This window comes from Sinomicrobium weinanense (assembly GCF_018863395.1).
In the GTDB taxonomy this organism is placed as follows: Bacteria; Bacteroidota; Bacteroidia; order Flavobacteriales; family Flavobacteriaceae; genus Sinomicrobium; species Sinomicrobium weinanense.
On the sequence record NZ_JAHKRR010000002.1, the window covers coordinates 913537 to 939759 of the forward strand.

The 26223-nt window shown below is 44.7% G+C and carries 25 protein-coding genes, 1 tRNA gene and 1 pseudogene; 3 read left to right on the forward strand and 24 right to left on the reverse strand.

All coding sequences use genetic code 11. The features are described from left to right. Positions 1–6 precede the first annotated feature (6 nt). Complete coding sequence (locus KN811_RS09450) at positions 7–2172, reverse strand: S9 family peptidase (protein WP_187966869.1); 2166 nt, start codon at positions 2170–2172, stop codon at positions 7–9. A gap of 254 nt (positions 2173–2426) precedes the next feature. On the opposite strand from KN811_RS09450, the gene KN811_RS09455 reads away from it, so the two are divergent. Both KN811_RS09455 and KN811_RS09460 read left to right on the forward strand, forming a co-directional pair. Next, the gene (locus KN811_RS09455; RefSeq protein WP_187966870.1) at positions 2427–3746 is read left to right on the forward strand and encodes a hydroxymethylglutaryl-CoA reductase, degradative; all 1320 of its coding nucleotides are present in this window, start codon (positions 2427–2429) and stop codon (positions 3744–3746) included. Positions 3747–3859: 113 nt separating this feature from the next. Continuing rightward, the gene (locus KN811_RS09460) at positions 3860–4786 is read left to right on the forward strand and encodes a GYDIA family GHMP kinase (protein ID WP_187966871.1); all 927 of its coding nucleotides are present in this window, start codon (positions 3860–3862) and stop codon (positions 4784–4786) included. 18 nt (positions 4787–4804) lie between these two features. Here KN811_RS09460 and KN811_RS09465 read toward each other — a convergent pair whose 3' ends face one another. The 11 genes from KN811_RS09465 to KN811_RS09515 all read right to left on the reverse strand — a co-directional run bounded on the left by KN811_RS09465 (position 4805) and on the right by KN811_RS09515 (position 15647). Next, complete coding sequence (locus KN811_RS09465) at positions 4805–4957, reverse strand: SsrA-binding protein (RefSeq protein WP_187966872.1); 153 nt, start codon at positions 4955–4957, stop codon at positions 4805–4807. Between the two features lie 71 nt (positions 4958–5028). After that, positions 5029–6465, reverse strand: a complete 1437-nt coding sequence (locus tag KN811_RS09470; RefSeq protein WP_187966873.1) for a M56 family metallopeptidase — start codon at positions 6463–6465, stop codon at positions 5029–5031. Next, a complete protein-coding gene (locus tag KN811_RS09475) occupies positions 6465–6824 on the reverse strand; it encodes a BlaI/MecI/CopY family transcriptional regulator (RefSeq protein WP_187966874.1) in 360 nt (119 codons plus the stop codon). The genes KN811_RS09470 and KN811_RS09475 overlap by 1 nt, the downstream gene beginning before the upstream one ends. Positions 6825–6989: 165 nt before the next feature. Continuing rightward, entirely contained in the window at positions 6990–7469 is a 480-nt protein-coding gene (locus KN811_RS09480; protein ID WP_187966702.1) for a GNAT family N-acetyltransferase, read from the reverse strand. 129 nt (positions 7470–7598) lie between these two features. Next, complete coding sequence (locus KN811_RS09485) at positions 7599–9710, reverse strand: peptidylprolyl isomerase (RefSeq protein ID WP_187966703.1); 2112 nt, start codon at positions 9708–9710, stop codon at positions 7599–7601. 186 nt (positions 9711–9896) lie between these two features. Then, positions 9897–11171 (reverse strand): hemolysin family protein, encoded by a 1275-nt coding sequence (locus tag KN811_RS09490; RefSeq protein ID WP_187966704.1) that lies wholly within the window; start codon positions 11169–11171, stop codon positions 9897–9899. 36 nt (positions 11172–11207) lie between these two features. Then, positions 11208–11411 carry a hypothetical protein gene (locus KN811_RS09495; protein ID WP_187966705.1) on the reverse strand — a complete coding sequence of 68 codons (204 nt, stop codon included), beginning with the start codon at positions 11409–11411 and terminating at the stop codon, positions 11208–11210. A 177-nt stretch (positions 11412–11588) separates the two neighbouring features. Beyond that, positions 11589–12212: an LPS export ABC transporter periplasmic protein LptC gene (gene lptC / locus KN811_RS09500; protein ID WP_187966706.1), complete on the reverse strand. Its 624-nt coding sequence runs from the start codon at positions 12210–12212 to the stop codon at positions 11589–11591. 11 nt (positions 12213–12223) lie between these two features. Further along, on the reverse strand, positions 12224–13516 hold the full coding sequence (locus tag KN811_RS09505) for a tetratricopeptide repeat protein (protein ID WP_247716444.1): 1293 nt from the start codon (positions 13514–13516) through the stop codon (positions 12224–12226). A 104-nt stretch (positions 13517–13620) separates the two neighbouring features. Continuing rightward, a complete protein-coding gene (gene bamG / locus KN811_RS09510) occupies positions 13621–14919 on the reverse strand; it encodes a BamG family beta-barrel-assembly machinery protein (RefSeq protein WP_187966708.1) in 1299 nt (432 codons plus the stop codon). Beyond that, positions 14916–15647, reverse strand: a complete 732-nt coding sequence (locus KN811_RS09515; RefSeq protein WP_187966709.1) for a type III pantothenate kinase — start codon at positions 15645–15647, stop codon at positions 14916–14918. Before KN811_RS09515 ends, bamG begins: the two co-directional genes overlap by 4 nt. Positions 15648–15747: 100 nt before the next feature. Here KN811_RS09515 and KN811_RS09520 point away from each other — a divergent pair. Then, a tRNA-Phe gene (locus tag KN811_RS09520) sits at positions 15748–15820 on the forward strand. A 589-nt stretch (positions 15821–16409) separates the two neighbouring features. Here the strand turns inward: KN811_RS09520 and KN811_RS21830 are convergent. The 12 genes and pseudogenes from KN811_RS21830 to KN811_RS09580 form a co-directional block, all read right to left on the reverse strand. Next, positions 16410–17336: pseudogene (locus KN811_RS21830) on the reverse strand (recombinase family protein); the annotation flags it as partial. Between the two features lie 223 nt (positions 17337–17559). Beyond that, the gene (locus tag KN811_RS09530; protein WP_187966710.1) at positions 17560–17721 is read right to left on the reverse strand and encodes a hypothetical protein; all 162 of its coding nucleotides are present in this window, start codon (positions 17719–17721) and stop codon (positions 17560–17562) included. 83 nt (positions 17722–17804) lie between these two features. Beyond that, positions 17805–18863 (reverse strand): hypothetical protein, encoded by a 1059-nt coding sequence (locus KN811_RS09535; RefSeq protein WP_187966711.1) that lies wholly within the window; start codon positions 18861–18863, stop codon positions 17805–17807. 32 nt (positions 18864–18895) lie between these two features. Beyond that, entirely contained in the window at positions 18896–19681 is a 786-nt protein-coding gene (locus KN811_RS09540) for a hypothetical protein (RefSeq protein WP_187966712.1), read from the reverse strand. 35 nt (positions 19682–19716) lie between these two features. Beyond that, a complete protein-coding gene (gene traN, locus KN811_RS09545) occupies positions 19717–20544 on the reverse strand; it encodes a conjugative transposon protein TraN (protein WP_247716445.1) in 828 nt (275 codons plus the stop codon). 11 nt (positions 20545–20555) lie between these two features. Then, the gene (gene traM / locus KN811_RS09550) at positions 20556–21824 is read right to left on the reverse strand and encodes a conjugative transposon protein TraM (protein ID WP_187966713.1); all 1269 of its coding nucleotides are present in this window, start codon (positions 21822–21824) and stop codon (positions 20556–20558) included. Next, on the reverse strand, positions 21821–22183 hold the full coding sequence (locus KN811_RS09555) for a hypothetical protein (RefSeq protein ID WP_187966714.1): 363 nt from the start codon (positions 22181–22183) through the stop codon (positions 21821–21823). The genes traM and KN811_RS09555 overlap by 4 nt, the downstream gene beginning before the upstream one ends. A 16-nt stretch (positions 22184–22199) precedes the next feature. Beyond that, positions 22200–22820: a conjugative transposon protein TraK gene (gene traK, locus KN811_RS09560; protein ID WP_187966715.1), complete on the reverse strand. Its 621-nt coding sequence runs from the start codon at positions 22818–22820 to the stop codon at positions 22200–22202. Between the two features lie 65 nt (positions 22821–22885). Then, positions 22886–24094 carry a conjugative transposon protein TraJ gene (gene traJ / locus KN811_RS09565; RefSeq protein ID WP_187966716.1) on the reverse strand — a complete coding sequence of 403 codons (1209 nt, stop codon included), beginning with the start codon at positions 24092–24094 and terminating at the stop codon, positions 22886–22888. A 19-nt stretch (positions 24095–24113) separates the two neighbouring features. After that, on the reverse strand, positions 24114–24761 hold the full coding sequence (locus KN811_RS09570; protein ID WP_187966731.1) for a TerB family tellurite resistance protein: 648 nt from the start codon (positions 24759–24761) through the stop codon (positions 24114–24116). 4 nt (positions 24762–24765) lie between these two features. Beyond that, complete coding sequence (locus KN811_RS09575) at positions 24766–25422, reverse strand: hypothetical protein (protein ID WP_187966717.1); 657 nt, start codon at positions 25420–25422, stop codon at positions 24766–24768. Between the two features lie 16 nt (positions 25423–25438). Further along, positions 25439–26137, reverse strand: a complete 699-nt coding sequence (locus KN811_RS09580; RefSeq protein WP_187966718.1) for a conjugal transfer protein TraI — start codon at positions 26135–26137, stop codon at positions 25439–25441. Positions 26138–26223: the final 86 nt, after the last annotated feature.

A 26223-nucleotide genomic window follows, 5' to 3' on the forward strand; every position in this document is an offset into this window, starting at 1 on the left:
GTGTTCCTATAAATTTTTCTTGATGAAGTTTGTCATTTTGGTATAAAGGTGAAGTCGTGTATTACCACCGAAAATGCCGTGATTTTTATCGGGGTAAATGGCCCAGTCGAATTGTTTGTTGGCCTGTACCAGGGCTTCTACCATCCGCATGGTGTTCTGCACATGCACATTGTCATCTGCCGTGCCATGCACCAGGAGGTAGGCTCCTTTCAGCTTTTCGACATGGTTTATCGGGGAATTTTCGTCATAGCCCGAGGCATTTTCCTGCGGGGTCTGCATATACCTTTCGGTGTAGATGGTGTCGTAAAACCTCCAGTTGGTTACCGGGGCCACGGCAATGGCCATCTTAAAGACATCGTTACCCTTGAGAATACAGTTAGAAGACATAAAACCGCCATAGCTCCATCCCCAGATACCGATCCTGTCGGCATCGATATAAGGTCTTTTACCAAACTCGCGGGCTGCTTCTATCTGGTCTTCCACTTCGTATTTTCCGAGTTCCTTATAGGTCATCTTTTTAAAGGCAGCGCCTTTGAAACCGGTACCCCTTCCATCTACACAGGCCACGATATATCCCTGCTGGGCCAGCATTTGGTACCAGTAGTCATTCAATGATCCCCATCTGTTGGCCACCTGCTGCGAACCCGGGCCGCTGTATTGCCACATCAGTAAAGGGTATTTTTTATCAGGGTCAAAATCGGCCGGTTTTATCATCCACATGTTCAGGTCATAGCCATTGATATGTATAGTAGAAAATTCCTTTTCGGGTAACCCGTATGCTTTCACTTTTTGCACCAGCGCATCGTTGTTTACAATTTCCTTCAGCTCCTTGCCGTTTTTGGCATTGTTCAGGGTATACCTCGGAGGTGTATTGACATTGGAAAACGAATTGATAAAATAGCTAAAATCCGCACTGAAAGTAGCGCTGTTGGTCCCTTGCCGGGAAGACAGGCGCTGTTTTTTACGCCCGTTCAGCTTAATGGCATAGACATCCCTGTTTATGGAGCCGTTCTCTACGGACTGGTAGAATATTCTTCCGGTCCTGGCATCATAACCGTAGTAATTGGTCACTTCCCACGGCCCACTGGTGACCTGGCGGATGAGTTTGCCGTCTTTGGCATAGTGATAGATGTGGTTATATCCGTCTTTCTCGCTGGTCCAGATAAAGCTGTTGTCTTTCAGGAAGGTGAGATTGTCTGTAATATCGATATATGCATCGTCCGTTTCGTGGAGGACCACTTCGGAAGCCTTGTCCTTTACATTATAAAACACCAGGTCCAGAGCGTTCTGGTGACGGTTTATCACCTGTGCGCTCAATATGTCCTTGTCATTCGTCCATTTTATCCGGGGAATGTAATGGGCGTTGTTCAGCTCAACCTCTTCGGTCCCTTCATTCTCCAGGTCGTAAACAAAAAGTGAGACTTCGGCATTCTTTTCGCCTGCCTTGGGGTATTTGAATTCCTGTTCTGACGGATACAGCTCGGTGCCGTAAATATCCATGGTAAATTGCGGCACTTCACTTTCATCAAACTTAATATAGGCGATATGGGTCCCGGAAGCATTCCATTGAAATGCACGTACAAAGCTAAATTCTTCTTCGTATACCCAGTCTGCAATACCGTTGATGATCTTGTTCTTTTCACCGTCGTTAGTGATCTGGTCGGTCTTTCCGGTTTCCAGGTCCTTGATATAGATGTCGTTCTTATAAACAAAAGCCACTTTTTTACCATCCGGCGAAAAAGTGGGCTCCTGTATTTTGTGATCTGCTATTTTCTGCGTTTTCCCGCTTTTAATATCATACATATAATATATTCCCAGCCTCGAATGGCGGTATACAGGCTCTATATCGGTAGCCAGTAACATCCTGGATTCGTCGGCACTAAAGGTATAAGAGGTAAAATGGGAAATGCCGTCCAGATCTTCCGTAGAGACTATTGTTTCTACCTTCTCCAGGGTACTGTAGTCATATTTATCTACGGTTATGGTCTTCGACTCGCGGTCCATGTTGAGAATGGAATACTGCTTGCCGTTTTTCATGGAATGGAGAACGTCCATGCCTTTCGTACTGAAAGTTCCGTTCCAGATCTCTTCTAACGTGATTTGCTTGTCCTGTGCGGTAAGAGAAGTTGCCAGTCCTGTGAACAGTAAGGATAAGATGAAATATTTTCTCATTTAGGTTCGGGTTATTATCAATACACAAAAAAATATGCCAAGTATACTATTTTTTTTGCGAAAATATAAACTTTTTCAGTTAAACCGTGATATTTCGGATTTTTTCGTGCCAGAGGGGTAAATATTAACATACAACATACCCGAAATTCTTTAGTATCTTTGCCGGGACGAACTTCTGATTTACGAATTACGAGTGACGAATTTACGATTTATGGCATTCGTAAATCGTAAATCTAAAACCGTAATTCACCAAGATGAAGCAACCCGTAGAAGGATTTTCCAAACTCACCAAAGACCAGAAAATAGACTGGCTGTCCAAGGCCTATTTTGCCAACCCCGGAAAGGCGGTGACCATTTTCAAGAAGTATTGGAACGACGACGAAAAACTCCAGAAGCTGCACGATGAATTTATAGAGAATACTATTACCAACTACTACCTGCCACTGGGTATAGCCCCCAACTTCCTGATCAACGAAAAACTCTATACCATTCCGATGGCCATAGAGGAAAGTTCGGTAGTTGCTGCGGCAGGAAAAGCGGCCAAGTTCTGGTCTAAACGGGGCGGGTTCCGGGCAGAAGTGATCGCTACGGAAAAAATAGGACAGGTCCATTTTATATACAAGGGCCGTCCGGATACGCTCCGGGATTATTTTGAGCATATAAAACCCAAATTGCTCAGCGACACTGCTTCTCTCAGTGAAAACATGGAAAAGAGGGGCGGCGGTATTAACAAGATAGAATTACGGGACAAGACCGATGAACTGAAAGACTATTACCAACTCCACTGCACTTTCGAGACCCTGGACGCCATGGGAGCGAATTTTATCAATTCCTGCCTGGAACAGTTTGCCAAAACCTTTAAGGACGGAGCATTGGAGTATACGGCTTTCAGTGAGGAAGAAAAACAGATACAGGTAGTGATGAGCATTTTGTCTAACTACGTCCCCGATTGCCGTGTAAGGGCTGAAGTTTCCTGCAAGATAGTGGAGCTGAACGAAGACCATATGCCGCCACAGGAATTTGCCGATAAATTTGTCCGCGCCGTAGAAATTGCCAGGATAGAGCCCTACCGGGCGGTAACCCACAATAAAGGGGTAATGAACGGCATCGATGCCGTAGTCCTGGCTACGGGAAACGATTTCCGCGCCGTAGAAGCCGGTATACATGCTTATGCATCTAAAGACGGAAGGTACACCAGCCTCACCCGAGCTTCTATTGAAGGCGATACCTTCCGGCTCGAAATAGAGATCCCCCTGGCACTGGGCACGGTGGGCGGGCTCACCAGCCTGCACCCCCTGGTAAAACTCTCCCTCGAAATGCTGGGCAACCCTTCCGCGCCGGAGCTGATGCAAATTGTTGCGGTAGCAGGACTGGCCCAGAATTTTGCCGCCATCCGCTCGCTGGTCACTACGGGTATCCAAAAGGGGCACATGAAAATGCACCTGCTCAATATTCTCAACCAACTCCATGCTACTGAGGAAGAAAAAGAACATTTTGTTCACTATTTCAAAGACAAAACAGCAACACACCGTTCAGTCACGGAGGCATTTTACAAACTGCGGGAAAAAGCGTAGAAGAAAGTTAGAAGTCGGAGGTCCGAAGTCTGAAGTTGAGGGTCGGGAGACCGATGTATCTTTGGTCACTGATCAGCAATCATCCTTCATCGGACATCAATCATCCATCAAATATGAGAAAACACTTTTACAGCAACGGAAAATTACTGCTCACCGGGGAATACGCAGTCCTCGACGGTGCCTTGTGCCTTGCTGTTCCTACCTCCTACGGACAATCGCTCACCATAGAAGCGGGAGAAAAAGGGAAACTCTCCTGGACCAGTACCGATGAAAAAAGACATCCCTGGTTTGCACATACTTTTGATCTCCGGCAAGACCTCTTACATTCAGATCTATTAACAGAAAAGGACGCAACAGCCCAAAGGCTCAGGGAACTCTTCCGCGCTGCACAACAACTGAATCCCGACTTTCTGGTTGGCGCAGAAGGCTATGAGGCCACTGCCAAACTCGGCTTTCCCCGTAACTGGGGCCTGGGTTCCTCCTCCACCCTGGTCAGCAATATTGCGGAATGGGCAGGGGTTGATCCTTATGAATTACTGTGGCGTACTTTTTCGGGAAGCGGGTATGATATTGCCTGTGCCCGGCACAACACTCCGGTGCTCTACCGGGTCCTTGACCGGAAACCGGATGCCGAACCCGTAAATTTCAACCCTCCGTTCAGGGAACACTTGTTCTTTGTGCACCTCAACCAGAAACAGGACAGCCGGGAAGGCATAAAAAGATATAAAAGCATTGCTACGGATAAAAAAGAAGCCCTAAAAGAAATTTCCGGGATCACCGGGCAGATCACGGTGTGTTCCACATTGGAAGCATTCGAATCGCTCCTGGAACGCCACGAACAGATCATCTCTTCGCTTATACAACTTCCCACAGCCGGGGAAAAGCTGTTTCCGGATTATCCCGGACAAATAAAGAGCCTGGGCGCCTGGGGCGGCGATTTTGTCCTGGCCACGGCACGAAGCAACCCGGAAGCCTATTTTAAAAGTAAGGGATACACCACCGTAATACCCTACGGGAACATGGTCCTGGAAACTACTTAAGTTATTCCCGAAACCGGTTCAATCCAGGGCATTTTTAGTGACATAGGCCCGCCATCCTATGATGGCCAACTGCCATTTTTTGGCCTTTGCAATATCCAGTTGTCTTTTGCTGAAAGACGGGAGTATGACCTTGTTCAGCCGGGCTAAGAATTTGAAAAACTGCTTTTTCATATGTACAAGGTATTAAAAAAACTGCTTTGGTGTGTTTTTTTTAATATCTTATCCCTTCGGGAACCGGATTGTTATTCTTCTTTAATCGTGATCTCGACAACTCCGTCGGCACCATCTTCCCCATACTTCTCTATCGCTTCTTTATCCTTAAAAAGGGTAGTCTTCTCAGTCCTGGACAGATCAAGGGTATTAATGTCGAAACCCTTTTTCATCAGTTTGCCATTCACAGCTATCCGTGGTTGTTTACCATCTACGGATTGCACCCCTACCTTCACTTTCCAGGGACTTGAAGTTTTTATATCTGTTACCACATCATCACCTGAAGAACTTTTTATTTTGTCATATTTGACGGGGTATTGCTCTTCCGATTTCATGTATTCCATCTCAGGATTCTTTTTCAGGTATTCTTCCGTAAAAATCTCTATAACCCCGTTCTTTCCTTTTGCTCCATACTTTTCAACAGCCACCTTCTTATTTTCTATAACCCTCATCAAACGCCCCTTTATAGAATTTATATCAAAATCTTCCCCCGCGAACTTGCCATCAACTATTATTGGCAGTTTACCATCTTTAGACACATGAACGGTGTCAGTGACGGTAATAGTCTCCTCAACGGCACTTACTTTCCAGGGGGTTTTCTTTTCCTGCGCTTCTATTTTTGTATTTACAATAAGCAGGAATACAGTCAATACCGGGATCACGACCCCGTATTTCCACAATTGTTTTCGGCTTGAATTGTTCTTGTTTAACATCACTACTCGTTTTTTGATGGATGAATTAAAAAATGTGTTAGTTAAAGCTATATAATTTTTATACGCTTCCGTCTGGCCTAACAACAGGTACTGATAGTCCTTTTTATTTATGCCTTTCCGTACGGCATCACGGTCTGCCAGGTATTCCAGGTTTGCGGAGACCATTCTTTTATACAGCCATACCACAGGATTACACCACTGGAACACCATAAACAGCTGCAAAAGGATCATATCCAGGGAATGTTTTTGCCATGCATGGACTTTTTCATGTTCCAGGATGGCGTTCAGTTCTTTTTTATCGGTATACATGGACGGATTATATACGATAAGGTTAAAAAAGGAAAACGGCATGGTATTACGGGTGGTCTCGGCCAGTACAAAACCCTCCTGCCGGTCTTTTTCACATCCCGAAAGAAATCGTTTCAGGGACCATAATTGCAACAGGAGCCTGCCTGCAAAGAAAGCTGCTCCGGATATATAGATCCAGAAGATCACACTCCATATATCCGGCATGGCAGTGATATCCCGGACATCCGGGTTACCTGTTGGTCCTGCGGGGATATAGTTTACAGGAGCCCCTTCTACCATTCTTGTAATAGTTAAAAAGGGAAGCATTACGGACAGGGCCATTCCGGTGAGCAGGAAATAACGGTTGAGTTTGAAAAAGGTCTCCCGGTGCAGGAATATCCGGTAGCACAGGTAAAACAAGGTGATGAACCCGGCACTCTTAAACGTGTAAATAAGAAAATCTTCCATTATTTTTTGTTTTCGATCCGTCGAATGATCTCCCTGAGCTCTTCGGCACTTATTTTTTCTTCTTCGGCAAAAAAGGAAACCAGGCTTTTATAGGAGTTATTAAAATAATCGGTCATAGCACTGTGGATAAATTTTTTGCGGTACTCCTCTTTCTGCACTATGGGATGGTACTGATAGGTATTGCCATAAGCTACATGCCCCACATACCCCTTTTCCTCCAGGTTACGGATTATGGTAGAGAGCGTGTTATAGTGTGGCTTATTATCCCCGAATTCGGCCAGGATATCTTTTACAAAGGCCTTTTCGAGCTTCCAAAGCATTTTCATTACTTCTTCTTCTTTATTGGTCAGTTTCTGCATGACTTGTTCTTTAATTGGATTTTACAGGATGATCAAAGCACTATACAAACATATAACTATTTTTTTAGTTATACAACTATAAAAATAGTTAATAAACGATAAAAACAGGATTTTGTTCTTTACCAGGGCCCGTACGGAGTCTTTATCTGAACAACCAGTTGTTGTTTACAGGCTTTTTTCCATCACCACGGTGTCCTCGCCTTTATAAGGGACCCTGGCCAACGGTTTCCATCCGGACCCGGCATAGAGAGATTCAGCTGTAAAAGTATAGGTATAGATCGAGGAAAATCCTTCTTTTTTGGCGAGGCGTTCTATTTCATCCAACAGTATTTGCCCCATGCCCCTGTAGCTCTTTTCGGTATACAGCAGGGCCACCCACGGGCTATACGCCTTAAACCTTTCATGGACCTTCAGCAGGTTCACTTTACGGGCAAGCCCGCCCGTAGCGATCACCCTGCCTTTAATTTCCAGGACCAGCTGAAAAAGTACATCCTCTCCGGGTTTAGCAGTAAGCCTCCTTAAAGTTTTCTCTACCGGAGTACTCCACTCCGCCGCATACCAGTCTGCAATCCTGGATATCAATTGTTTTTCCGTAGCGTGCAGCTTCCTGACGGTGATATGCTGTTGTTCGGGACGATCATCCATTTTTAGCTTTATTTTCCCGGGCTTGTGGGACATCACTATAAAAATAGATGATTTTCTGTATTTTATCCAAATAAAAAAACCTTCCGCCATTGTTGACGGAAGGTTTTTATCATTTTATCTGTTTTTTTTCTAATAGAACATGGCCCTGTTGTCTTCTATATCGGCAGACTCCTTGAGCGCATTGAACACTCTGACATCTGCCGAACTTCTGTTCGTAGATTTCAGGGTATTCGCATAAGTGCCATAGTTATCCAGGGGAGATGCATTGGTCTTTTTAGTAACCCTGACCATATAGGCACCATCACGTCCTTCTATAACCCCGGAGGTAACTCCTTCTTCAAGGGCAAAAGCAGCTCCTACCACTTTCGGCTCCCTTCCTGCACCGCTGATAGACGGGCTCTTCATATTAACACCGGTTGCGGAGGCTACATTCACTTTGTTGGATTTGGCAAATTCCTCCAGGGATGAAGTATTGCTGTTTTCTTCGATCCACCTGGCCTTCTTTTGTTTCCGGATAATAGGGGTTACCACAGCAGATACGTCTTTTGCCTTGGCCACACCTTTTTTTCGTTTATTGGTAAGCTGTGCGATGATATATCCGGACGCCACATCAAAACGCTTGATATCTCCATCTTCGGTCTCATCTTTGAAGGCCCATTGTACCACCGATCTCTGATTTCCAATACCGATCAGTTGTTCATCCATGGCCTTGAGGTTCTTTACCGGGCGTATCTGCAAGCTCTTTTCCTTAGCCACTTCGGTAAAGTTGCCGTCCGTGGCTTCCATTTCGAACTTTGTCGCCTCGGTAAAGAGATCGTTCATCGTTTTTTCAGAAGGTTCTATCTCCCGGGCTATCGTAGCGATCTGTACCACATCTCTTTTATCCTCTACTTTTATTACATGAAAGCCAAAATCTGTCTCAACCATTCCTATTTTTCCTGTGGGATTGGCAAATACAAAATCGTTAAAGGGCTTTGCCATCTGGCCTGCGGTAAAGTATCCGAGGTCTCCTCCCCTGGGTCCTGTGGGGCCATCTGAGTTTTCCCTCGCCAGGGCGGCAAAATCGGCATCGCTTTTCTGCACCTCGGCTAAAACTTCTTTTGCTTTGGCTCCGGCTTCTTCTTTACTTCTGGTTACATCGGGATTGGCCCTTGCAGAACCCACATACTGTATTAGTATATGACTCGCTTTAGCACTTCCGTTGGCTTTTCTGTTCAGCATCCTTGACAATTTGTAGTAACCATTGTCTTTATACGGACCGTATACCTCACCTGCACCCAGGTTAAAAAGGGTATCGGCTACTGAAGCCGGCAGACTGGCCTTGGCCACATAAGTGGAATCGAACTTAATATCGGAATTGGCATTTACAAACCCTTCTACATCCGTAGTGGTCCGGAAGCCGGGAACGGTATCGTTCTTTTCTGTGGTATTGTTGTATTCTACCCTGTTATCGAGAAGGCCGGCAACGCCTTCCCTGATCTCAGTTTCGTCTTCTTCAGAGGGCTTTTCTGCGAAATACACATATTGAATATCCCGGGATGCCTCATCCTTGTATTCTTCCTTGTGCCCGTCTATATATTTTTGCACCTCACTTGTTGAAACTGTTACCAGGCTATCTGCGACAGTGCTGTATGGAACTTTTACATACTTTATGTCTACTTTGTCGTTTTCGAGTTTATAGGCGAGTTCTCCTTCTTTCTGCGTCGCTCCCACCCCGGCCTTGATAAGGTTGAGATAGGTTTGTTCCATAGCCGATTTTATAAGGGCATCTTCCTGGAGTTTCCATTGCTCATAGGCGGCAGGATTGTTCAGCCTGAGGTCAGCTATAAACTCTATGAACTTCTGATCGTCAAATACTCCGGCTTCGTTCTGAAAAGTAGTGTCCTGTGCAAAGGCCGGATTGCTTTTTACAACATTGATAATCTGGTCTTTTTCTATGTTTATCCCCAGTTCCTCACATTGCTGGTCGAGCAACTTGCTGCGTAGCTGTCTTTCCCATACCTGGTTTACCACCTGAACCGTAGAGGCCCTTTCTCCGTATTGGCGTGAAAAATATTCCACCTCATCCGCAAATTCCGCCCTGGGCAATGTTTCTCCATTTACCTCCCCAACCGAAGAAGTATTACTTCCGATACCTCCTCCATTCCGGAACAGGTCGGAAATAACAAAGGAAAATAATGCCAGGCCGATAACCAGGATAAGTATCAGCGAACGCTTTCTTATGTTTTCAAGAACTGCCATTTGTCGTTAAAGTTATAAAATTCAGTTCGCGAAAATACCATTTTTTTGCAATAATTAAAACCCGGTGTCCTTTTTTATCAGGGCAGATGCATCATTTTACAGAAAAGATCATACTACGACTGCATGGTTCTGCGGGGTAAGGGTAGTAATCGGTATTTGATAATCTGGGAAAGGACTGGTATGAGGCTATTCTTCTTCGACGATTTCCAGTTGTACGAGGTCTATTTTGGTATTGCCTACTTCCAGGATGGTAAAGTGGTAGTCTCCTATAACCACTTCCTCGCCTTTTCCGGGGATCTCCCCGATATAGTTAACGATAAGTCCTCCCAGTGTTTCGTAATTCTCGTTTTCGGGGAGTTCCAGCTTGTACTCTTCATTGATATAATCCACTTCGAGCCGGGCAGAAAACTTAAATTCCTTTTCGCCGATCTGTTCTTCATACAACGCCACGGTATCGTGTTCATCTTCGATCTCCCCGAACAGCTCTTCAACGATGTCCTCCACGGTGAGTATACCGGAAGTCCCCCCGTATTCATCCAGCACCACGGCTATACTTTTTCGCTTTTTGGTAAGACTGCCGAGTATATCGTTAATAAGCATGGTTTCCGGTACAAATTCCACGGGAAGCATCACATTTTTTATACTTCTCGGTTTTTTGAACAGCTCAAAGGAATGCACATATCCTATAATATTGTCTATGGTATCCTTGTATATCAGTATTTTGGAATATCCGGTTTCGGTAAACAATTTTACCAGGCTTTTCGGCGATTCGTGCAGTTCCACCGCTACAATCTCCGTCCGGGGGACCATCACTTCCCGGGCTTTTACATCGGAGAACTCGAGGGCATTCTGAAAAATCTGTATCTCGGAGTCGATCTCGTCTTCGTCTTCTACTGCCTCCATCTGTTCGGAAATGTAATCGCCCAGTTCCACTTTGCTGAAGGTAAGCTGTACTTCGTCGCCTTTGGTCTTAAAAAAGGCCTTCAGGATAAAGTCGGATATGCGGATCACCAGTTCGGAGATAAAAGAGAACAGCATATAAAAAATATATGCAGGAAAGGCAAATACCCGCAATAGTTTATTGGCATATACCTGGAAGAACACCTTGGGCAGAAATTCGCCGGTAATGAGAATGACAAATGTAGAGATCAGGGTCTGTACAAGGATGATCCGCAGCGGAAGTTCGCCCGCACCCATATAACCCGGGTATATTCTGCTTACAATAAGTTCGCCCATATAAAAACCATACACCACCAGGGCAATATTATTACCCACAAGCATGGTGGCGATGAACTTGGAGGGCTTTACCGTAAGTTTTGTGAGTACTTTGGCCAGCCAGCCTTCCTGCTTCTTTTCTATTTCTATATGTATTTTATTGGAAGATACGTAGGCGATCTCCATTCCGGAAAAAAAAGCGGAAAACAGCAGTGAAACGACGATGATTATGATGGTATAGTCCATAGTTAGCAAAAGCATTCTGTTCTCGGGCCGGTTCTTTTACCGGCGATCATCGTTATTTTTCCTTTGCTCGAACCTCTTTCGGTAGTACCTGCGAAAAAAATACATAAGAATGGATACCACGGCAAAAAAAAGAAAGAGGTAGGCCCTGCTCCTGTCCACATCCCACTTTCTGATCACTTCCACAACAGATAGTACGGCAACCACCAGGTAAACGATTTCGGTAATTCTAAATAACTTCATTCGATCCAAAATTTTCGTATTGCTAAAATGTATAAAAAATACACAGTTGTTACACAAAGATATACAAAGCGGTGGGAAATCGGTATTCGGTGATCGGTATTCAGTAATCAGTATTTGGTGGTCAGGGGTTAATATTCTGTGATCTATACCGATCATCGAATACCAACAGTCCCGGTTTTACCCTTCGTTCTCTCCGGAAGGCTCAATGTTTTCCAGACTATCTTCTTCAGACACTTCTATGTCCTTTACCCCGTCTACCTTATAGGCTCTTACCTGGCCCTTCCCTTCGTCAAAATCCTGACTGAACTCTATACCTTCTCCATTCATTATAGTCCCGTCTTCGGGATTGGTGTAGATAAACCTTTCTTTGGTAAACACCCATTTATTTTTCTGATCCCAGTAGAGTTGTGATGTTTCCAGTTTTTTTCCGTCATGGGTATGAAGTATTACATTACCGCGAAGGTCGGTCATATCGGTAGCCTGGTAAATGATACCGTAATCGGCGGTGACGGTGCTTTTGTTTTTGTCTTTGTCAAAAAAATCCACTTTAAGGCCTTCGGGAAATTCCTGGTACGGAAATTCCTGGTTGGAAAAGTCTTTACTCAGCGAACTGGTCAATGTGGCTTTGATACGGGCGGAATCGGTGTAGATTAGACGAAAGTTCTCTGCAACACCTACGGGGAAGCGTTGGGGTTCGTCTATTTTGCGGATATCCTCAAAACTGGAATTGCATGAAAAAAACATTGCCACAGCAAAAGCTGTGACAATGCGTTTTAAAATATGATTCAACCTTTGTTTCACTTTCCGGTTTACTAGATGCTGGGAACTTTTACACTTCCACCTATCCAGCAATTGAATTGAATTGTCTTACCGCTCATTCCTGAGCTAAAGATATCCTGTTTGCTGGGCGCTCTTCCTTCGTAGCTGGCTGCAGTCTGTGACGCATGCGATTTTACTGAAGGGTCTACCTGAGCGGCTTTCCTGGCCATTTGTGCTGCTTTCCAGTAAACTGCTCTTTTTTCGAAAGCAGTACTACCACATTGGTTGGCGCTGTTGGCATACAGGTTAGCGATCTGTAAATAGGCTTTTCCGTTGGAAGGCTGAACATCCAGTACTTGCTTAAAGTACTTGTAGGCTGTGGTACCTTTTCCTGCCTGTTTATATTTTACTCCGATCTTGAAAAGGATATCGGCTTTTTTGTAAGAATCTTTTTCCAGGCTTACGGCTTCGTTATAATATTTGATCGCGTCTGAAGAACTTCCTTTCTTATCATTGAGCACCCCGAGGTAATAAGCAGACTTGGAAGACGGCTCTATGGCGTGCAGTGCTTCTACGAGTTTGATAAACATAGGATCGTCTGAACACTCTTTGGCGTCCATCCTTCCGGCAGATCGCTTAAGCCATTGCGCATCGTTCTTCTTGGCTTCGAAATTCTTTTGCAACAGGGGGATCAGGTTTTCACAATCTGCCAGGCTACCCAGCTTGGAATCTATACTACCACCGATCTTGCCGTAAGATTCGGTATTGATCTTGGCATTATTAAACTTTTGCTTGTCTTTGGCGCCAAGCGTTTCTCCGGCTTCTTCTTTGGCCACATACTGGTCGAGTACTTTGGAAAGGCCTGCCAGCTCGCCGTCAATTCGTTCGTTCACTGCATCGTAAGTATCAAATACTTCCTGCAGGTCTTTATTCCCGGCCTCATACTCGTCTACAACGAGAGAAAAGTAGAGGTAAAGCGCTTTAGGATTGCTAAAGTTCTCACGATCGTTCTGGAAAGCATCGTCGAGCAGCCCCAGGATCTCTTTACTATTTCCTGTTTTTTCGTCGTACATCAATAAGGCTTTTTTGGCAAGCACATCGGCCTTGCTGTATCGTTTCGGGAAGTATTTCAACTCACCGTCGTAAACGGACATCAGCGTATTGATATATCCTTTTTGCTCCTCTCCGGAAGTCTTTTTTATCTTATCTTTTAAGATACGTTCTCCATATATATAAGTTGCCGGGTGTATCTCCGGGCAATTGTCAAACACCATTTTCCAAGGCTCATATGCTGCGTCGTAATTCTTCACCTTAGCGTGTTCTCCGAATACGGACAAGTTTGTCATACATTCCGGGTTTTGCGCCTGTGCGAAAGCAAAACCAACGCCCCCAACCAAACCAAATAAAAATAATGTACCCTTCTTTTTCATTTTTTTAGAATTTATTGTGGTTAATCATACTTTCTCTTTACAAACCATTTGTCATTGAGAGACAAACTGATGTTCACTTTTAAATAGTCTTCCTGTATCCTGCCATACGTGGTGGTCCCTCTTCGTCCGAGTTCGACACCTACGTTGATATTGGAAAACATTCCTGCATATTGTAATGAGTTCGTGGTAGGGATTGGGGCTCCTAACGGTAAACCCAGACCAAAAGATATGCCAAAGTCGTTCAGCGGTACATTTTTCACACGCAGACCGGTCTCTTCATAACGTACACCGAGCCTGTAAACAATTCGTTTCCAGTAGTTACTAAAGGAACTGTAATCCGGTATAAAAAAACCTCCGGCCGAAAACCTGGTGGCATCGTCATAGCTTACACCGTCTACCGAAATAAACGGGTTGTCAAATTTACTACTTTTTTTCCATTCGTACTCGGCACCTGCAAACCATTTCCTTTCCTGTCCTATTCCGACACCTACCGTAAATTTTTCAGGCATGTTGAGATCCACCTTCCTAAGGCCCAACGAATCCAGATTGACATTTTCGGTCCTCCCTATGATCCGTCCGTTATTCGGATTCACAGTCGTTACCGAAATGATCCGTGTATTCTCGGAAGTCAGCGTGGTTTCCGGCGCGTACATTACAGATGAACGCAGTGTCAGCTTATCATTGAGTCGGGTCTTGTAGTTCAGTGCCAAGTTGAAGTCGAACCCGCTCAGTTGCGAGGTATTGCTCTCTGTTGTAGGGCGCTGGATATCCTGCACTACCCGGTGATATTCGTTTGTGATCTTCCCGAAGTTATAATTGGCAGTGGCCCCCAGGCTGAAATTATTGGTGATCTTGTATCCTGCTGAGAGGAAGGCCCTGTTGGCCCCTCCTTCTCCTTTAAACTGGTCCAGTGTGGTCTCTGTTCTGTTTTCCAGGTTATACCCTACTGAGGTATAAGGCATTAAACCAAATCCTGCCCCGAGTTTCCCCCGGATCAAAGGAAATCCCAGCGCCAGGTAATCCAAATAGACCGTAGAAGCATTTTCCTTTTGCGTTTTACTTTTGAGGGTTTTGTTGGTATAGGCTCCCCCGACGGAATATACTGTGAGATGCAGGTCGCTGTATGCCGCGGGGTTATTGAGGTTGAGGTGAATACTATCGGAATAAATGCTTATGCCCCCCATGGCCTGGTTTTCTGCCGTCCCTTTGAATCTCTGGTCCCCGATACCGTAAAATGAGTAGGGTGAAGACGATCCTCTCTGCGCATAACCGCTGGTGGCAATACATGCAACTAAAACAATAAATATCTTTCTGATCATTGGTTCTTATTGAGTTCCATAATAAAATTCAACCCCTCCAGGAGGAAATTCGGATTGGCAAATATGCTACTTTTTAATTGTTTTGACAAAAAATCCAGGTCCCCGCCCGTTAAAATAACTGTTAAATGTTGAAATCGTTGCCGGTATTGTGCAATAATCCCATCTATTTCATTTACAACACCATTCAGCACTCCGGATGAGATACTTGTGGCCGTGGAATTGCCTATAACATCTCCCAGCCGGTCAGCATCTATTAACGGTAATTTAGCGGTAAACGTATGCAAGGCCTTATACCTCATCCGGATACCGGGAGAAATGGCCCCGCCGAGATATTCGTTCTTTTCGTTCAGAAAATCATAGGTTATACAGGTCCCGGAATCGATGACCAGAACATTCCTCCCCGGGTATGTCCTGGATGCGGCACTGACAAGTGCCACCCGGTCCGCTCCCAAAGTTTCCGGAGTGGCATACCTGTTACTGAAAGGGAGTACGGGCAAGTTTCCCAGGATATGTAAACGTACTTTTTTTGCCAGGGCCCGAAGGTCATTTTCGGCAATATCAGCTACGGAGGCGACGATCATATCGGTCACCGAAGGATATTTTTCCAGAATCTCCGAATTTTTTTTCAGGAAGTCTCCGGCAGGAAACTTTTCGGCATACAAAACGTCATCTGACTGAAAAACAGCAATTTTTACCAGGGTATTTCCGGCGTCTACAGCTAAGGTCATAATCAAAATTAAGGATGTAAATTTACAAAAGAGTTTTTTTTGCGTTTTTGTTTTGCAATATTTAATTTTGCCCCTATATTTGCAGCCGCAATTAACAGCCGGTACCTTAGCTCAGTTGGTAGAGCAATGGACTGAAAATCCATGTGTCCCTGGTTCGATTCCTGGAGGTACCACGTACCGGGAAAGACGCTCAAAATGAGCGTCTTTTTCTTTTTTACAACCTTTTAAGTTATTGTTTATCAAACACATAAGCTCAATCGCTTTATTGAGCCGGGCGGTTCGACAACCAGTTTCTGAAATCACTAGATTTTCAGGGTATATCGAACCAATAATTTTGCGTTTGACCTCTATATCCTCATTTTCATAGAGCTCGTCGAGGTTACAGAGACTATGTACTGCTTTATCTATAATTGTTTCCATGTCCTTTTCAGGCGCTGATCCCAAAGCAGATAACCGCTTTTCCATTTCATCGATTTTTCGATTGCTTTCTGTTTTAATTTCCTTGTAATCTTCTCCATCAATACTTCCTTTTATAAGAAGTTCTCTTGCCTTGCTTAACCTGTCAGTTTCTTTATTTATCCGATCTAATAGGTTCCTCCTATCTATTTTAATATGATCAGTTTGTGAATTATACAGGTTCTTTAATACCTTTTTAAATACCTCCACTCGTCCCGGCTTTGGTTTCATTTTTTTTAGTTCATTAAGGAAAAGCTGATTGGCATTATCGGCTTTAAAACGTGCACGACAAGGAGCCGCACAATGATAGTAATAGTAATATCCCGAACGCCCTTTAGAAGCACTTCCAGTTAATATTTTCCCACAATCCGGGCAGATCAAAAACCCTCGTAAAGGCAACCGATCATGAGACACTCTCTTGGTACAGGTTTTCCTTCCCCATCCCTTTAATCTATCCTGGACCTGCCAAAAAATGTGTTCAGAGATAATCGGTTGGTGTTGCCCTTCTGCCCATCTACTCTCCTCATCCTTATAGGCCGGGACAATGACTTTGCCACAATATACTGGATTACGAACCATTTCATGGAAACGTGATCGGGAAATCTTTAGTCCTTTTTCCTGGGCCATTCTCCATAATTCGTTGGTTACATACCTGCCTTTTACGATCATTTCAAATACCCATTCGATTATACTGGCATCAGGCTCCTTTAGATCAATATATTTTCGGGAACCTTCTTGACGGTTAATATACCCGGGTGGGGCTATTCCTGTCCATCGACCTTCTTTCTTAGCCCGACGAATACCGTGAAAAATATTTAATCCCCTACGGTCATTTTCTACCTCGGGTGTTGCAAGATAAATAGCCAACATCAATTTGTTTTCAGGAATAGAAGTATCCAAAGGTTGTTCAATGGCCTGTGGTTCCACTTCCATTCTCCTTAGCCAGTTTATCATCTGGTAAGCATCGCCTGTGTTCCTACTAAATCTATCCCACTTAGTAAACAATACCAGATCAGACCCCTTACCTCTATGCCTTCTAAGAAAATCCAGGTAATTCTGCCAAATGGGACGATTGAAGGTTTTTGCCGAATGATCTTCAAACATTATCTTTCCTACCTTGAAACCATTGATCTGACAGTACTTTTTCAGACGCTCTTCCTGGTCACGTTGCGAATACCCTTTGTCTGCTTGTTCATCTGTACTCACCCTAATATATAAATCTGCTGTTTTCATTGGTAATGTTCTTCGTTTTACACTTCATAACCATATTCCATAAATGTTAATACAAACAATACAACCCCAATAATGGGGTTAAAACAGTGTATAGATTCGATTTTCCCTAACAAATTAAAGGGCTGCGGAATAAATTACAATTTAGTGATTTCCAATTTTAAAAACAATGAATTTCCATTATATTTCTGGGAATTTTCATGAATAGATATATTGTAGATTATCATTAATTCCCTTGTGCTTCTTTCCTTTTGAACAAAGATTGTCTTAGGGCAATAGAGGCCAATTCGTATAAAAAATCTAACAATGTTTCCGCTTCCTCCAGGGTAATATCCTCTCCATAACTCGAAAGTATGCTTACAACTTTTTCCGGTGACATCCTCTTCATATATCGTTCTTTTATTGCTCACCTGTGATTTAAACATCAAAAGCCCAAATTCCGGGCTTTGTTTTAAATGTTTTACGCTTTGATTACTTTCTTCTAACCCGAATACGGTCTTTCCCAGGAAGTCCTTTTTGCAGCCGTTTCCCTTTTCTCAACCCTGTTTTTCTTGAAACCTTATCCTTTAGAGCCTGGGGCAGGGAAACCTTTTCTCCTTTTTGATTAAACAGGTTTAGCGATTTAAACCGGGGATTAACCTCCAGAACTATCCTTTGCTGTTTGTTCCCCTGGATAAAGGTTACTTCTTTCTGCTCTCCATTTTGCAGGGCTTTTATAAGTTTCCGGGTTTCTTCCGGAGTTCTGAGTTCTTTTAAAGGCAATTCTCGAAGCTTTTTTTCAAGATCAAAACCATATCCGGTATAAAATCGTCGTATACAATAATTAAAAGAAGAATCCCTGTCATTAATATCCAGCTGAACCCAGTGCCTGTTCTCTTTGGTTCCTGTCATTACAGGACGACCAGAAAGCAGGTTGTAGGCTTGTTTTGCAGTAATGATATTTTCTTTATTAATCTCAAAATGTTGCTTTACAGTAAGAGGAGTGTTTCCTTCTCGTTGCAAGTATGCCGTATACCCTACCAGGTGAAATTGACCTTTATCCCCCTTCTCCAAGTTTAGCTCGAAGGCCATTCTCTGGTTTTCCCCCACCTCATAGGCAACCGGAATCATCATTTTTTGATGGTCCCTCAATTTTTGCCTGTCCAGGGGAACTTCAGGGAATCCCAACTTCCGGAAGGATTCCTTTAAGTCCTGTATATGGGCTGCCTGTCTTTTTTGTTCCCGGTCGGCTGATGCTCCTTGTACGATACCGGATAACACTTTATATCCCAATCGTATCCATAGGTTAGGATACAGCTGCTTTTCAATGGCCCGTTGTTCCTCTCGCATCATACGCAGGGTCAACTGTTCCTTTGGTCCGGCCCTGGCCTTGTATTTAGCCTGGAGGGTACGGTAATACCGTAGCTTTTCCCTTAAAAACGCCCGGTTGCGATCCACGGAAAAAGAAAACAGTTTTTGAAACCGCTGTTCCCTGACCAGCCATTCGTTCAGCTCTTTTTCCACCCTATTTTCTATAACAGCGTTTTTCATACCTGCTTCTTCATGGATGAGTCAGGACAGTATTATACCGCCCTGGCCCTTTTCCAAGGTTTCTTTTTAGCCGATGAAGAGGATTCATCCCCCTCCACGGCCTGGTTTTGTTTTTGGTTCTGCTTCTTTGAAGCATCTAGTTTTTCCCTTCTCCTACGGCCCAAACGTTGCATATTGCTGTCATACAGGGTCACGGATTTAAACTTAGGGTTAGCCACCACATAGACCTTCTGATCTTCCATTCCCTCCTTGACCAGGGTAGCCGAAGCCGGGTTTCCCTTTTTAAGAGATTCTACCAGGTTGGCCTTATAGGTATCATTTTCCAGTTCTTTCAAGGGATATTTTTGCAAGGCGGCATCCAGATCATAGCCGTAATTTTCATTAAAGTATTTGAGCCCGTAGTTTCCTTTGTCATTGGTCTGCTTAAAATCCATCTGGAGCCAGGTATTATACAATTCCCCGGTCTTGTTCCATAGATTTTTATTGACGGACCGGCCACACATCAGGTTATAAGCTTCTTTCAGGGTAATGCTTCCCCCTTTATTGATATAGAACTGTTGTTCCATATCCGGCTGACCTTCCCGTTCCAACTTTACCTTATAGGAATTAAAAAAATACATATCCTTATATTCTTCCTTATTGGACTGGCTGAAATGAAGTTCCGCTTCTACCTTATCCTTACCGTACTCCGTTTGATACTCCAAAGCAAATGTTTCCGGTTGCTGTGCAATTTTTTCCTTTAAATCGTTGTCCAGGGTATCTCCGAACCCGGCATACATGACTTGTTCTTGTAAGAAACTTAAATTTTCCTCGTTCATCACTTTTCATTTTATAGTTCAACATTCATCATTTACTACAATACGGTGGCTCGTATGAGCTTGCTGTTTTTTATTTTGAGCTCTAAATGCCTGCCCCCGTTTTCTTCCATCAACTGTACCGCGAGATACTTTTGGTTAGGCATGGTTCGTTTGGGTAAGGCCACTACCAAGGTTTGTTCCGACTGTCCTTCGACCTTGTCCGTATCTTTATAAGTGTATAGCGGCTCGACTTCCAGTTCTTGATAAGTGGTACGTTTGGCCTTTTTCCGGTCCCGGACAAAAAATCGAAGTTGATCGATATCATAGCGGATATCGGAATTGTTTTCGATATGAAAACGGTAATACATGACATTGTCCTTGACATAAAGCCCACTTAATCTCAATTTAATCCCGTGGCCTTTATCCTTTATCCCTTTGAGCCTTTTCTTTTTCCCAAAAGCGATTTCCGAGTATTTTGTTAGGATGCTCTCGTTATTTTTTTCGGAGGAAAAAGCCACCTCGGAAATATCCCGTTTTCCAAAGGAGTAATTAAGCGCCACAGGGTTGGGGTTATAGTTGAGTAAAAAAGAATACAATTTGCCATCGGTGGTAATCACGGTGAGATTGGTTTCTTTCATGTCCTCTTTGGCAGCTTTGAGTTGTAAAATGTTTTCTACCCCTTTGGCCTTTTGCACCAACACCTCCCGGCTACCCCGGTCTACACTTTGTATTTCATAGGGGAAGATCAGGTTGGTGGTTTTGTTCGTGGTAATGGCTATGGGAAAGGCATCAATGGTATGAATGGTTCCTGTATGGGCAAAGCCCAATAATGAGGAAAGCACCAGGGCCATTCCTATGTATACATCTCGATAATTTGCTTTCATGATTTCTGATTTTAATAGTTCTTTTGTTTTTTATCCTTGAGTAGTACCCGGTCCCCGGCCTTGACGGTGACCTTAATAAGTTTCGCTTTATTACTGAGCAGGTTACGTGTCGCTTCGATCCCAACACTGGCGGCCTGAGCTTCCAGGGAAGTATCAAAAGAGGTCAGGCCAAAACCTTGAACCGCCTGCCCGGCGGATTCCTTGGCCACCTTGCGGGTGATAGCCCCGGGGATATGCAAGCCCTGTATACCATCCATGCTATACACGATCAACTCTACCGGGAATAAGGAGTTTTGATAGCGGATACCATCTACAGCAATATCCAGGCGTTCCCCGGAGATCTCGGCTGTTCCAAATACAAAATGCCCTTTGGGAATACGGACCCCTTCGATATAGATATCCTGGGTCAGGCGTAGTTTGACGGTGGACCCCGCCATCAAGGACTGGGTTTCATGGATCACAGCAGCCACGGCATTTTGCTGAACATCTTCTCGCGGAAAATCTTCCAGTCCGTAAAAGGAGGTACCACCTTCAAGGAGGGTATCCTGCTGATCCAAGAGGGATACAGGATTTTCTTCAGGCACAGAAGATACTGCAAAAACCTGTCCCTTGTTTTCCCGGGAAGCCTGTTCAAGTTTTTGTTGTACCCGCCCAGGGTGCTGGATGTCCAAAATGGTCTCCAGCATCTGATTGAGTTGTTGCAATTCCGGGTCTTCGGTTTCCGGGGTGGTCATTTGTTCCATCATCTGCTCCAATCGCTCTATATCCTTCACCCCCGCCGCCGGGGAAACCCCGGCCGGAGAGGCTCCGGTCCCTAGTATAACCAGGGGTTGTGCTTCTGCTGGGGTGGCCAATGAATCCGGCCTATCCAGGATTTGTTCCAGTTCGGCCAGCTTTTGATAGACCTTTTCTTCATTCGGATCGCGGTGGCTGGTCATCACAGCAGGTTTTAAACCTGTTTCTTTTTCCCATTCTTCGGGCAAAATGGGTTCACCTTTAGGCATGCTCTCATCGAGAACCTGCTTATAGTACGGATCGTTTTTGGCCTGCTCCTTCCATTTGGCAGAATCGGAAGCCGCCTGTTTGTAATAGCTCATTTTGTCCTTTGGATCGTCCTGGTCCCGACTCACTTCAGGCAGTTTCAGGTTTAACCCCTGCCATTTTTCCATGGGAGTGGGGCCTCCGCCACCGCCCATGGTCCAGAACAGCAGGGTGACAAACGGCAGGGCCAATAGTGGCAAAACCACCAGGAGTTTCTGTTTTTTCTTCAGTTTCATCATTTTCTATCATTTTGTCGTTCGTTATTATTGTTCCTCAAAAGACTATCCTTCACCAAACTGTCGAGGACCTCATTTCCCGGCCTGGTGATATATCCGGGTTTCTGTACAGGAGTCACGGAAATCTCTTGCCGATCCTTGCCTGAGATGCTATACCAGATCAACCAGGCATTAAATCCAACAGACACCATAACAAACCCAGTCAACAAAACGGCCCACATCTTAGGGGAAATGTTTTCCGTTTTCCGCTCCATCCAGTCTGCCCACCGGGATTGCAGGCGAAGTAATCCCCGGATGCCCCATAAGACCAGCCCGTCCCGACGTAGTCCTTTTTCCTTTCCTGTCCTTTTTCCTTTTGTCATTCTTTTCTTTTGAGGATTATCGACGGTTTTTTACTTTGATATCCCGGTTTTCGAGTATCCGCCAACGTTCAATCAAAAACCCGTGCGGGTTGTTATCACTCCGGGACACATTGCGTAAGACCCCTTCCGTGACCAGGCTCCGGGTGACAATGCTGGTCCTTCGGATAAGCTCCTGCGTGGCATAACAACGAAAGCCATAGGGATGGTTCCCGGTATCTACCCTAACACTGTCCACTTTAATGGTTTGGCTGACATTTCCGGCCATGATCTGGGCGTAATACCCCTTTTCTTCTAAGTTGTCGTATTGCCTTTTGGCTGAAGCGTCAGCCAGGTACAAGGCTTTGGTGATATTTTCCCGGATCAACTTATCGTCCGGGTCCAGGGTAAAGAACCAATAATGGAAAGTCTTCACATGATCCCTGGCTTCCACTGGGATATTCTCCTTCCGGCTGGAGGAAAAAGCTTCCAGGACCTTTTCACCGGAGAGGACATAGATTCGCTGTTGCATCCCGGATGCCAGGGCATAACTTTGGTATATCACAAAACCACAGATCAGTAGACAGCCTGTAATAACGACCATAGCGACCAATCGAACCTGCTTAAAGGCTGTATCAATATTTTTTGCTTTTTGAAACATTTTTCACTCATCATTTTCTATCTTCATTAGGTTTCAAATCATCTTAATACTAAATCCCTTGGGCGTCAGCTGTTACCTCGCAACTTATCTTTCATATATTTATCGGAAGCATTGGAATTATCCCCAAAATAGTTGGAAGATACCCCGTGCCCGGCCATACTCTGGGACATTTTGCCATAGGCATCTCCCATCACATCCACGACCATTCCGGCCCCGGATGTGGTAGAGGAAACCACTTTTCGTGAAGAAGCGTATAAGAGATTGGTCACCTTTTGGGTAAAGGCACTGCCACCCCCGGCATGGATGATGTAATTGGCCATGCTCGGCACAGTAAAGTAACCTACAATACCAATGATCAGGAATATCAAATACGCCACATCGTATTGGTTAAAAAAGGTGTTGCCGGTTTCCTGTATCCGGGTAAAGTCCAGCTCGATCATTTTCTCCTGGATTTTTCCCAAAAGGCTGCCAAAGATGTTGGCGATGGGAAGCCAGAGGAACACATTGAGATAGCGGGCAATCCATACGGCCAGGGTATGCTGGAACCCATCAAAGACTGCGATCCCAAAGACCAGGGGGCCGAGGATGGCCAAAACAATAAGCTGAAAGGTGCGAAGGGTATCGATACATAAGGCTGCCGCTTCAAAGACCACCTGGAGAATTTCGCTCATCCACTGTTTAGCAGAATGTTTGAGATGATAGAAATCCTTCATAAAGTCAAATTTGATATCATTACCGACACCTTCCCAAAACCCTTCTTCGGAAGGATCGGCATCGTCATGGGTATAGCGATACCACGCATCACGGTCGCCTTCTCCTGAAACACCTACATAGGCTTTCCAGGCATCGGTCTTTCGCATGGCCTCTTCTTTCTTTTCCAATAGCACGGCAATAGCCTGATCGGAATTCTGCACCATAGCAGAAGTAGCTGTCACAGTAGGTTGCATCACCCCGTTGATCAGGCCAATCACCGAAGGAAAAACAGCAATACACAATCCTATGGCAAAGGGCCGGAACAAGGGATAAAAATCAATGGATTCGGCATTAGCCAAGTGCCGCCATACCCGGGAGGCGATATACCAAAGGGCCGCAAAACCGGCAATGCCTCTTCCTACGCCGATCAGCTGGCTGCACAAAGGCATCATCTCGGAATAAAGGTCCTGCAATACCCCGTGTAATCCACTGATCTTTCCACTGCCTTGGGCCACCACGCTAAATGTGGGCATAAACATGGCTACTACAGGTAATCCTGATATTCGAATCAATCTTTTCATAAGGGTTTTGTATTAAGGCCTAATGTCCAGGCTCTGGTAATCCATAGATAAGTTCCAGTGTCTTGGTGTCCTGGTATTCCCGGGCCCTTTGAATGGCCAGTACGGTGGTCTTGTTGTTAAAATATCGGAGGAATTCCAGTTTATCTTCCATATCAGCAAAGATGCCGTCAATGGCTTTCAATCGTTCATCATCCGACATCCGGAGCTTGTTAGCGGTGAGGACCGTGGCCAGGTCATCCAGGTTTTGCAGGCTTTCCTTAAAGAGCCGGTCATAAACCTTTTTTAAATAAGCCAATTTTTCCGGGTTAAAGTTGCCATCTTTTTGAAACCGGGAAAAAGCGGCTTTGTATTCCTTTACCAACAATCCCTGGTACCGGATAATATCGGCGACCCGTTTGTAATTCCGGACCGTCGGACTGACCTGTAGGAGTCCATCCAGGAACACCTGGTGTAGCGTAAAATTCCCTTGGGAGAGGTCGCGGATGGTGTTGTATCCTTTGCTGAGGATCTCATAGCCCTTTTTCATATCACTAAGGATCTGCTTAAACTGGGTGAGTTTTTCCACGTTAAGTAGTAGTTGCGCCACCTCGTTGGATTGGCCAGTGCTTTTTATCGGGGCCAAAAAGCTAAAAAATAGCAGCCCGGCACCTATCATCTTTCGTAGCATCATATCATTGTTTTAAGTTATACAACAGGCGGCTGGTCCGGGTATCCTCTTCTTCCCGGAGACGGGCCATAGCCAGCAGGGTACATTCCATTCGGAACACCCGAAAGAAGGTATAATGTTCCGTCATGCGCTTATACAGCAGATCAATTCGTTCCAGCCGGGCATCATCGGTCATTTCCAAATGGCCATCAGTACTGACTGCGATAAGTTCATCCAGGGTATCTGAAAAGAAGTCCAGGGTTTTGCCGAAGACCCGGACAAAATAATCCAGTTCATCCTTATTAAAAGCATCGCTTTGCCGGAGCTGTTTTAAGATTTGGCTATAATCCCCGGCCATTCGGTATTCCAAAGCGATGATATCGCCAATTTTGGCATACTCCCGGATATGGGGATTCACTTTCCCCAGGGAACGGAAATAATCCGCATGAAGATTCATTTCCCCGTTTTTAAGGTCACCGATAAAATTGAGTCCATCTTTGGCAATGGAATAGCCCTTACGGGCATAGCCGATATAAACCTGCAAAGCGGCGATTTGCTGAAGGAGGTATTTCTTTTGGGCTTTCTTTTGGCGCCACCATTCGGAAAAAGTCTGGGCCCGAGCAGTGTTTATTGCAAAGAAGCCTACAAGCAGGAATACCCATAGTGTTTTTGTCCTTTTCATAACTTGTCCTTTTCTATCATTCTTCAATACCATAAAGCTGCCTTACGGCTTCTGCCTCACTTTCACTTTTAGCCCTTTGCAGGCTTAGCAGGATATTCTGGCGATTAAATCGCTTTAAGTCAAAATAGGTCTGTTCTCCCCGGTCCGCAGCCTGATTTATAATTTCCAGACGTTTAGCATCGCTCATCCGGGTGGCAAAGGCTTCGATAATCAAAAAGATCTGGTCCAGGTTTTGCAGGCTGGCATCCAGCATCCCGGAATACACTTTTTCCATATAGTCCAGCTCTTCTGGGCTAAAGCGGTTATCCTGCTGAAGCAGGCGCCAAACCCGCCCATATTCGTCTACCATTGCAGCCTGCATGTTGGTGATGTCCCGGATACGCTGGTAATAAGAGATCACTGATTTAACCTTGACCAATTCCTCGTAATAGCCTTTATATAAATCTCGTTGACGTTCGGTCCATTCGGATATCTCGGTCAGCTTGAGCTTGGACAACGTATTTTCAATGGTCTTTTGGGCATTTTGCAGCCAGATGGTCTTGTTCTGTAAGCGTTGAATTTTCAGGTCAATCGCTTTAATCACCTTTTTGATCCCGGCCTTGATGACCTGTATGATGCCAATAGGAGCTGGTGGTTCTTCAGCCCGAGCCGGGGTTGTACTTAACAGGGTTATACATAGCATCCCTACGGTCATTTTTAGCAATAGTTGTTTCATCTCTTTTCTTTTTTTCTTGAGTCATGGATACACGAATATTTTTTGTCCTTTTAGTATTAGTGAACCTGCCTGCCGGCTTAGACAGG

Coding starts and splice junctions, on each gene's coding strand:
- KN811_RS09555 (WP_187966714.1), bottom strand. CDS start 22,183: ATGACAAAAGGAAAAAGGACAGGAAAGGAAAAAGGACTACGTCGGGAC.
- KN811_RS09465 (WP_187966872.1), bottom strand. CDS start 4,957: ATGAAAAAGCAGTTTTTCAAATTCTTAGCCCGGCTGAACAAGGTCATA.
- traN (WP_247716445.1), bottom strand. CDS start 20,544: ATGAAAGCAAATTATCGAGATGTATACATAGGAATGGCCCTGGTGCTT.
- KN811_RS09480 (WP_187966702.1), bottom strand. CDS start 7,469: ATGGATGATCGTCCCGAACAACAGCATATCACCGTCAGGAAGCTGCAC.
- KN811_RS09540 (WP_187966712.1), bottom strand. CDS start 19,681: ATGAACGAGGAAAATTTAAGTTTCTTACAAGAACAAGTCATGTATGCC.
- bamG (WP_187966708.1), bottom strand. CDS start 14,919: ATGATCAGAAAGATATTTATTGTTTTAGTTGCATGTATTGCCACCAGC.
- KN811_RS09535 (WP_187966711.1), bottom strand. CDS start 18,863: ATGAAAAACGCTGTTATAGAAAATAGGGTGGAAAAAGAGCTGAACGAA.
- KN811_RS09490 (WP_187966704.1), bottom strand. CDS start 11,171: ATGGACTATACCATCATAATCATCGTCGTTTCACTGCTGTTTTCCGCT.
- KN811_RS09485 (WP_187966703.1), bottom strand. CDS start 9,710: ATGGCAGTTCTTGAAAACATAAGAAAGCGTTCGCTGATACTTATCCTG.
- traK (WP_187966715.1), bottom strand. CDS start 22,820: ATGTTTCAAAAAGCAAAAAATATTGATACAGCCTTTAAGCAGGTTCGA.
- KN811_RS09450 (WP_187966869.1), bottom strand. CDS start 2,172: ATGAGAAAATATTTCATCTTATCCTTACTGTTCACAGGACTGGCAACT.
- traM (WP_187966713.1), bottom strand. CDS start 21,824: ATGATGAAACTGAAGAAAAAACAGAAACTCCTGGTGGTTTTGCCACTA.
- KN811_RS09505 (WP_247716444.1), bottom strand. CDS start 13,516: ATGACAAACTTGTCCGTATTCGGAGAACACGCTAAGGTGAAGAATTAC.
- KN811_RS09470 (WP_187966873.1), bottom strand. CDS start 6,465: ATGGAAGATTTTCTTATTTACACGTTTAAGAGTGCCGGGTTCATCACC.
- KN811_RS09495 (WP_187966705.1), bottom strand. CDS start 11,411: ATGAAGTTATTTAGAATTACCGAAATCGTTTACCTGGTGGTTGCCGTA.
- KN811_RS09570 (WP_187966731.1), bottom strand. CDS start 24,761: ATGCTACGAAAGATGATAGGTGCCGGGCTGCTATTTTTTAGCTTTTTG.
- KN811_RS09580 (WP_187966718.1), bottom strand. CDS start 26,137: ATGAAACAACTATTGCTAAAAATGACCGTAGGGATGCTATGTATAACC.
- KN811_RS09460 (WP_187966871.1), top strand. CDS start 3,860: ATGAGAAAACACTTTTACAGCAACGGAAAATTACTGCTCACCGGGGAA.
- KN811_RS09575 (WP_187966717.1), bottom strand. CDS start 25,422: ATGAAAAGGACAAAAACACTATGGGTATTCCTGCTTGTAGGCTTCTTT.
- KN811_RS09455 (WP_187966870.1), top strand. CDS start 2,427: ATGAAGCAACCCGTAGAAGGATTTTCCAAACTCACCAAAGACCAGAAA.
- KN811_RS09475 (WP_187966874.1), bottom strand. CDS start 6,824: ATGCAGAAACTGACCAATAAAGAAGAAGAAGTAATGAAAATGCTTTGG.
- traJ (WP_187966716.1), bottom strand. CDS start 24,094: ATGAAAAGATTGATTCGAATATCAGGATTACCTGTAGTAGCCATGTTT.
- KN811_RS09530 (WP_187966710.1), bottom strand. CDS start 17,721: ATGAAGAGGATGTCACCGGAAAAAGTTGTAAGCATACTTTCGAGTTAT.
- KN811_RS09515 (WP_187966709.1), bottom strand. CDS start 15,647: ATGACCTTAGCTGTAGACGCCGGAAATACCCTGGTAAAAATTGCTGTT.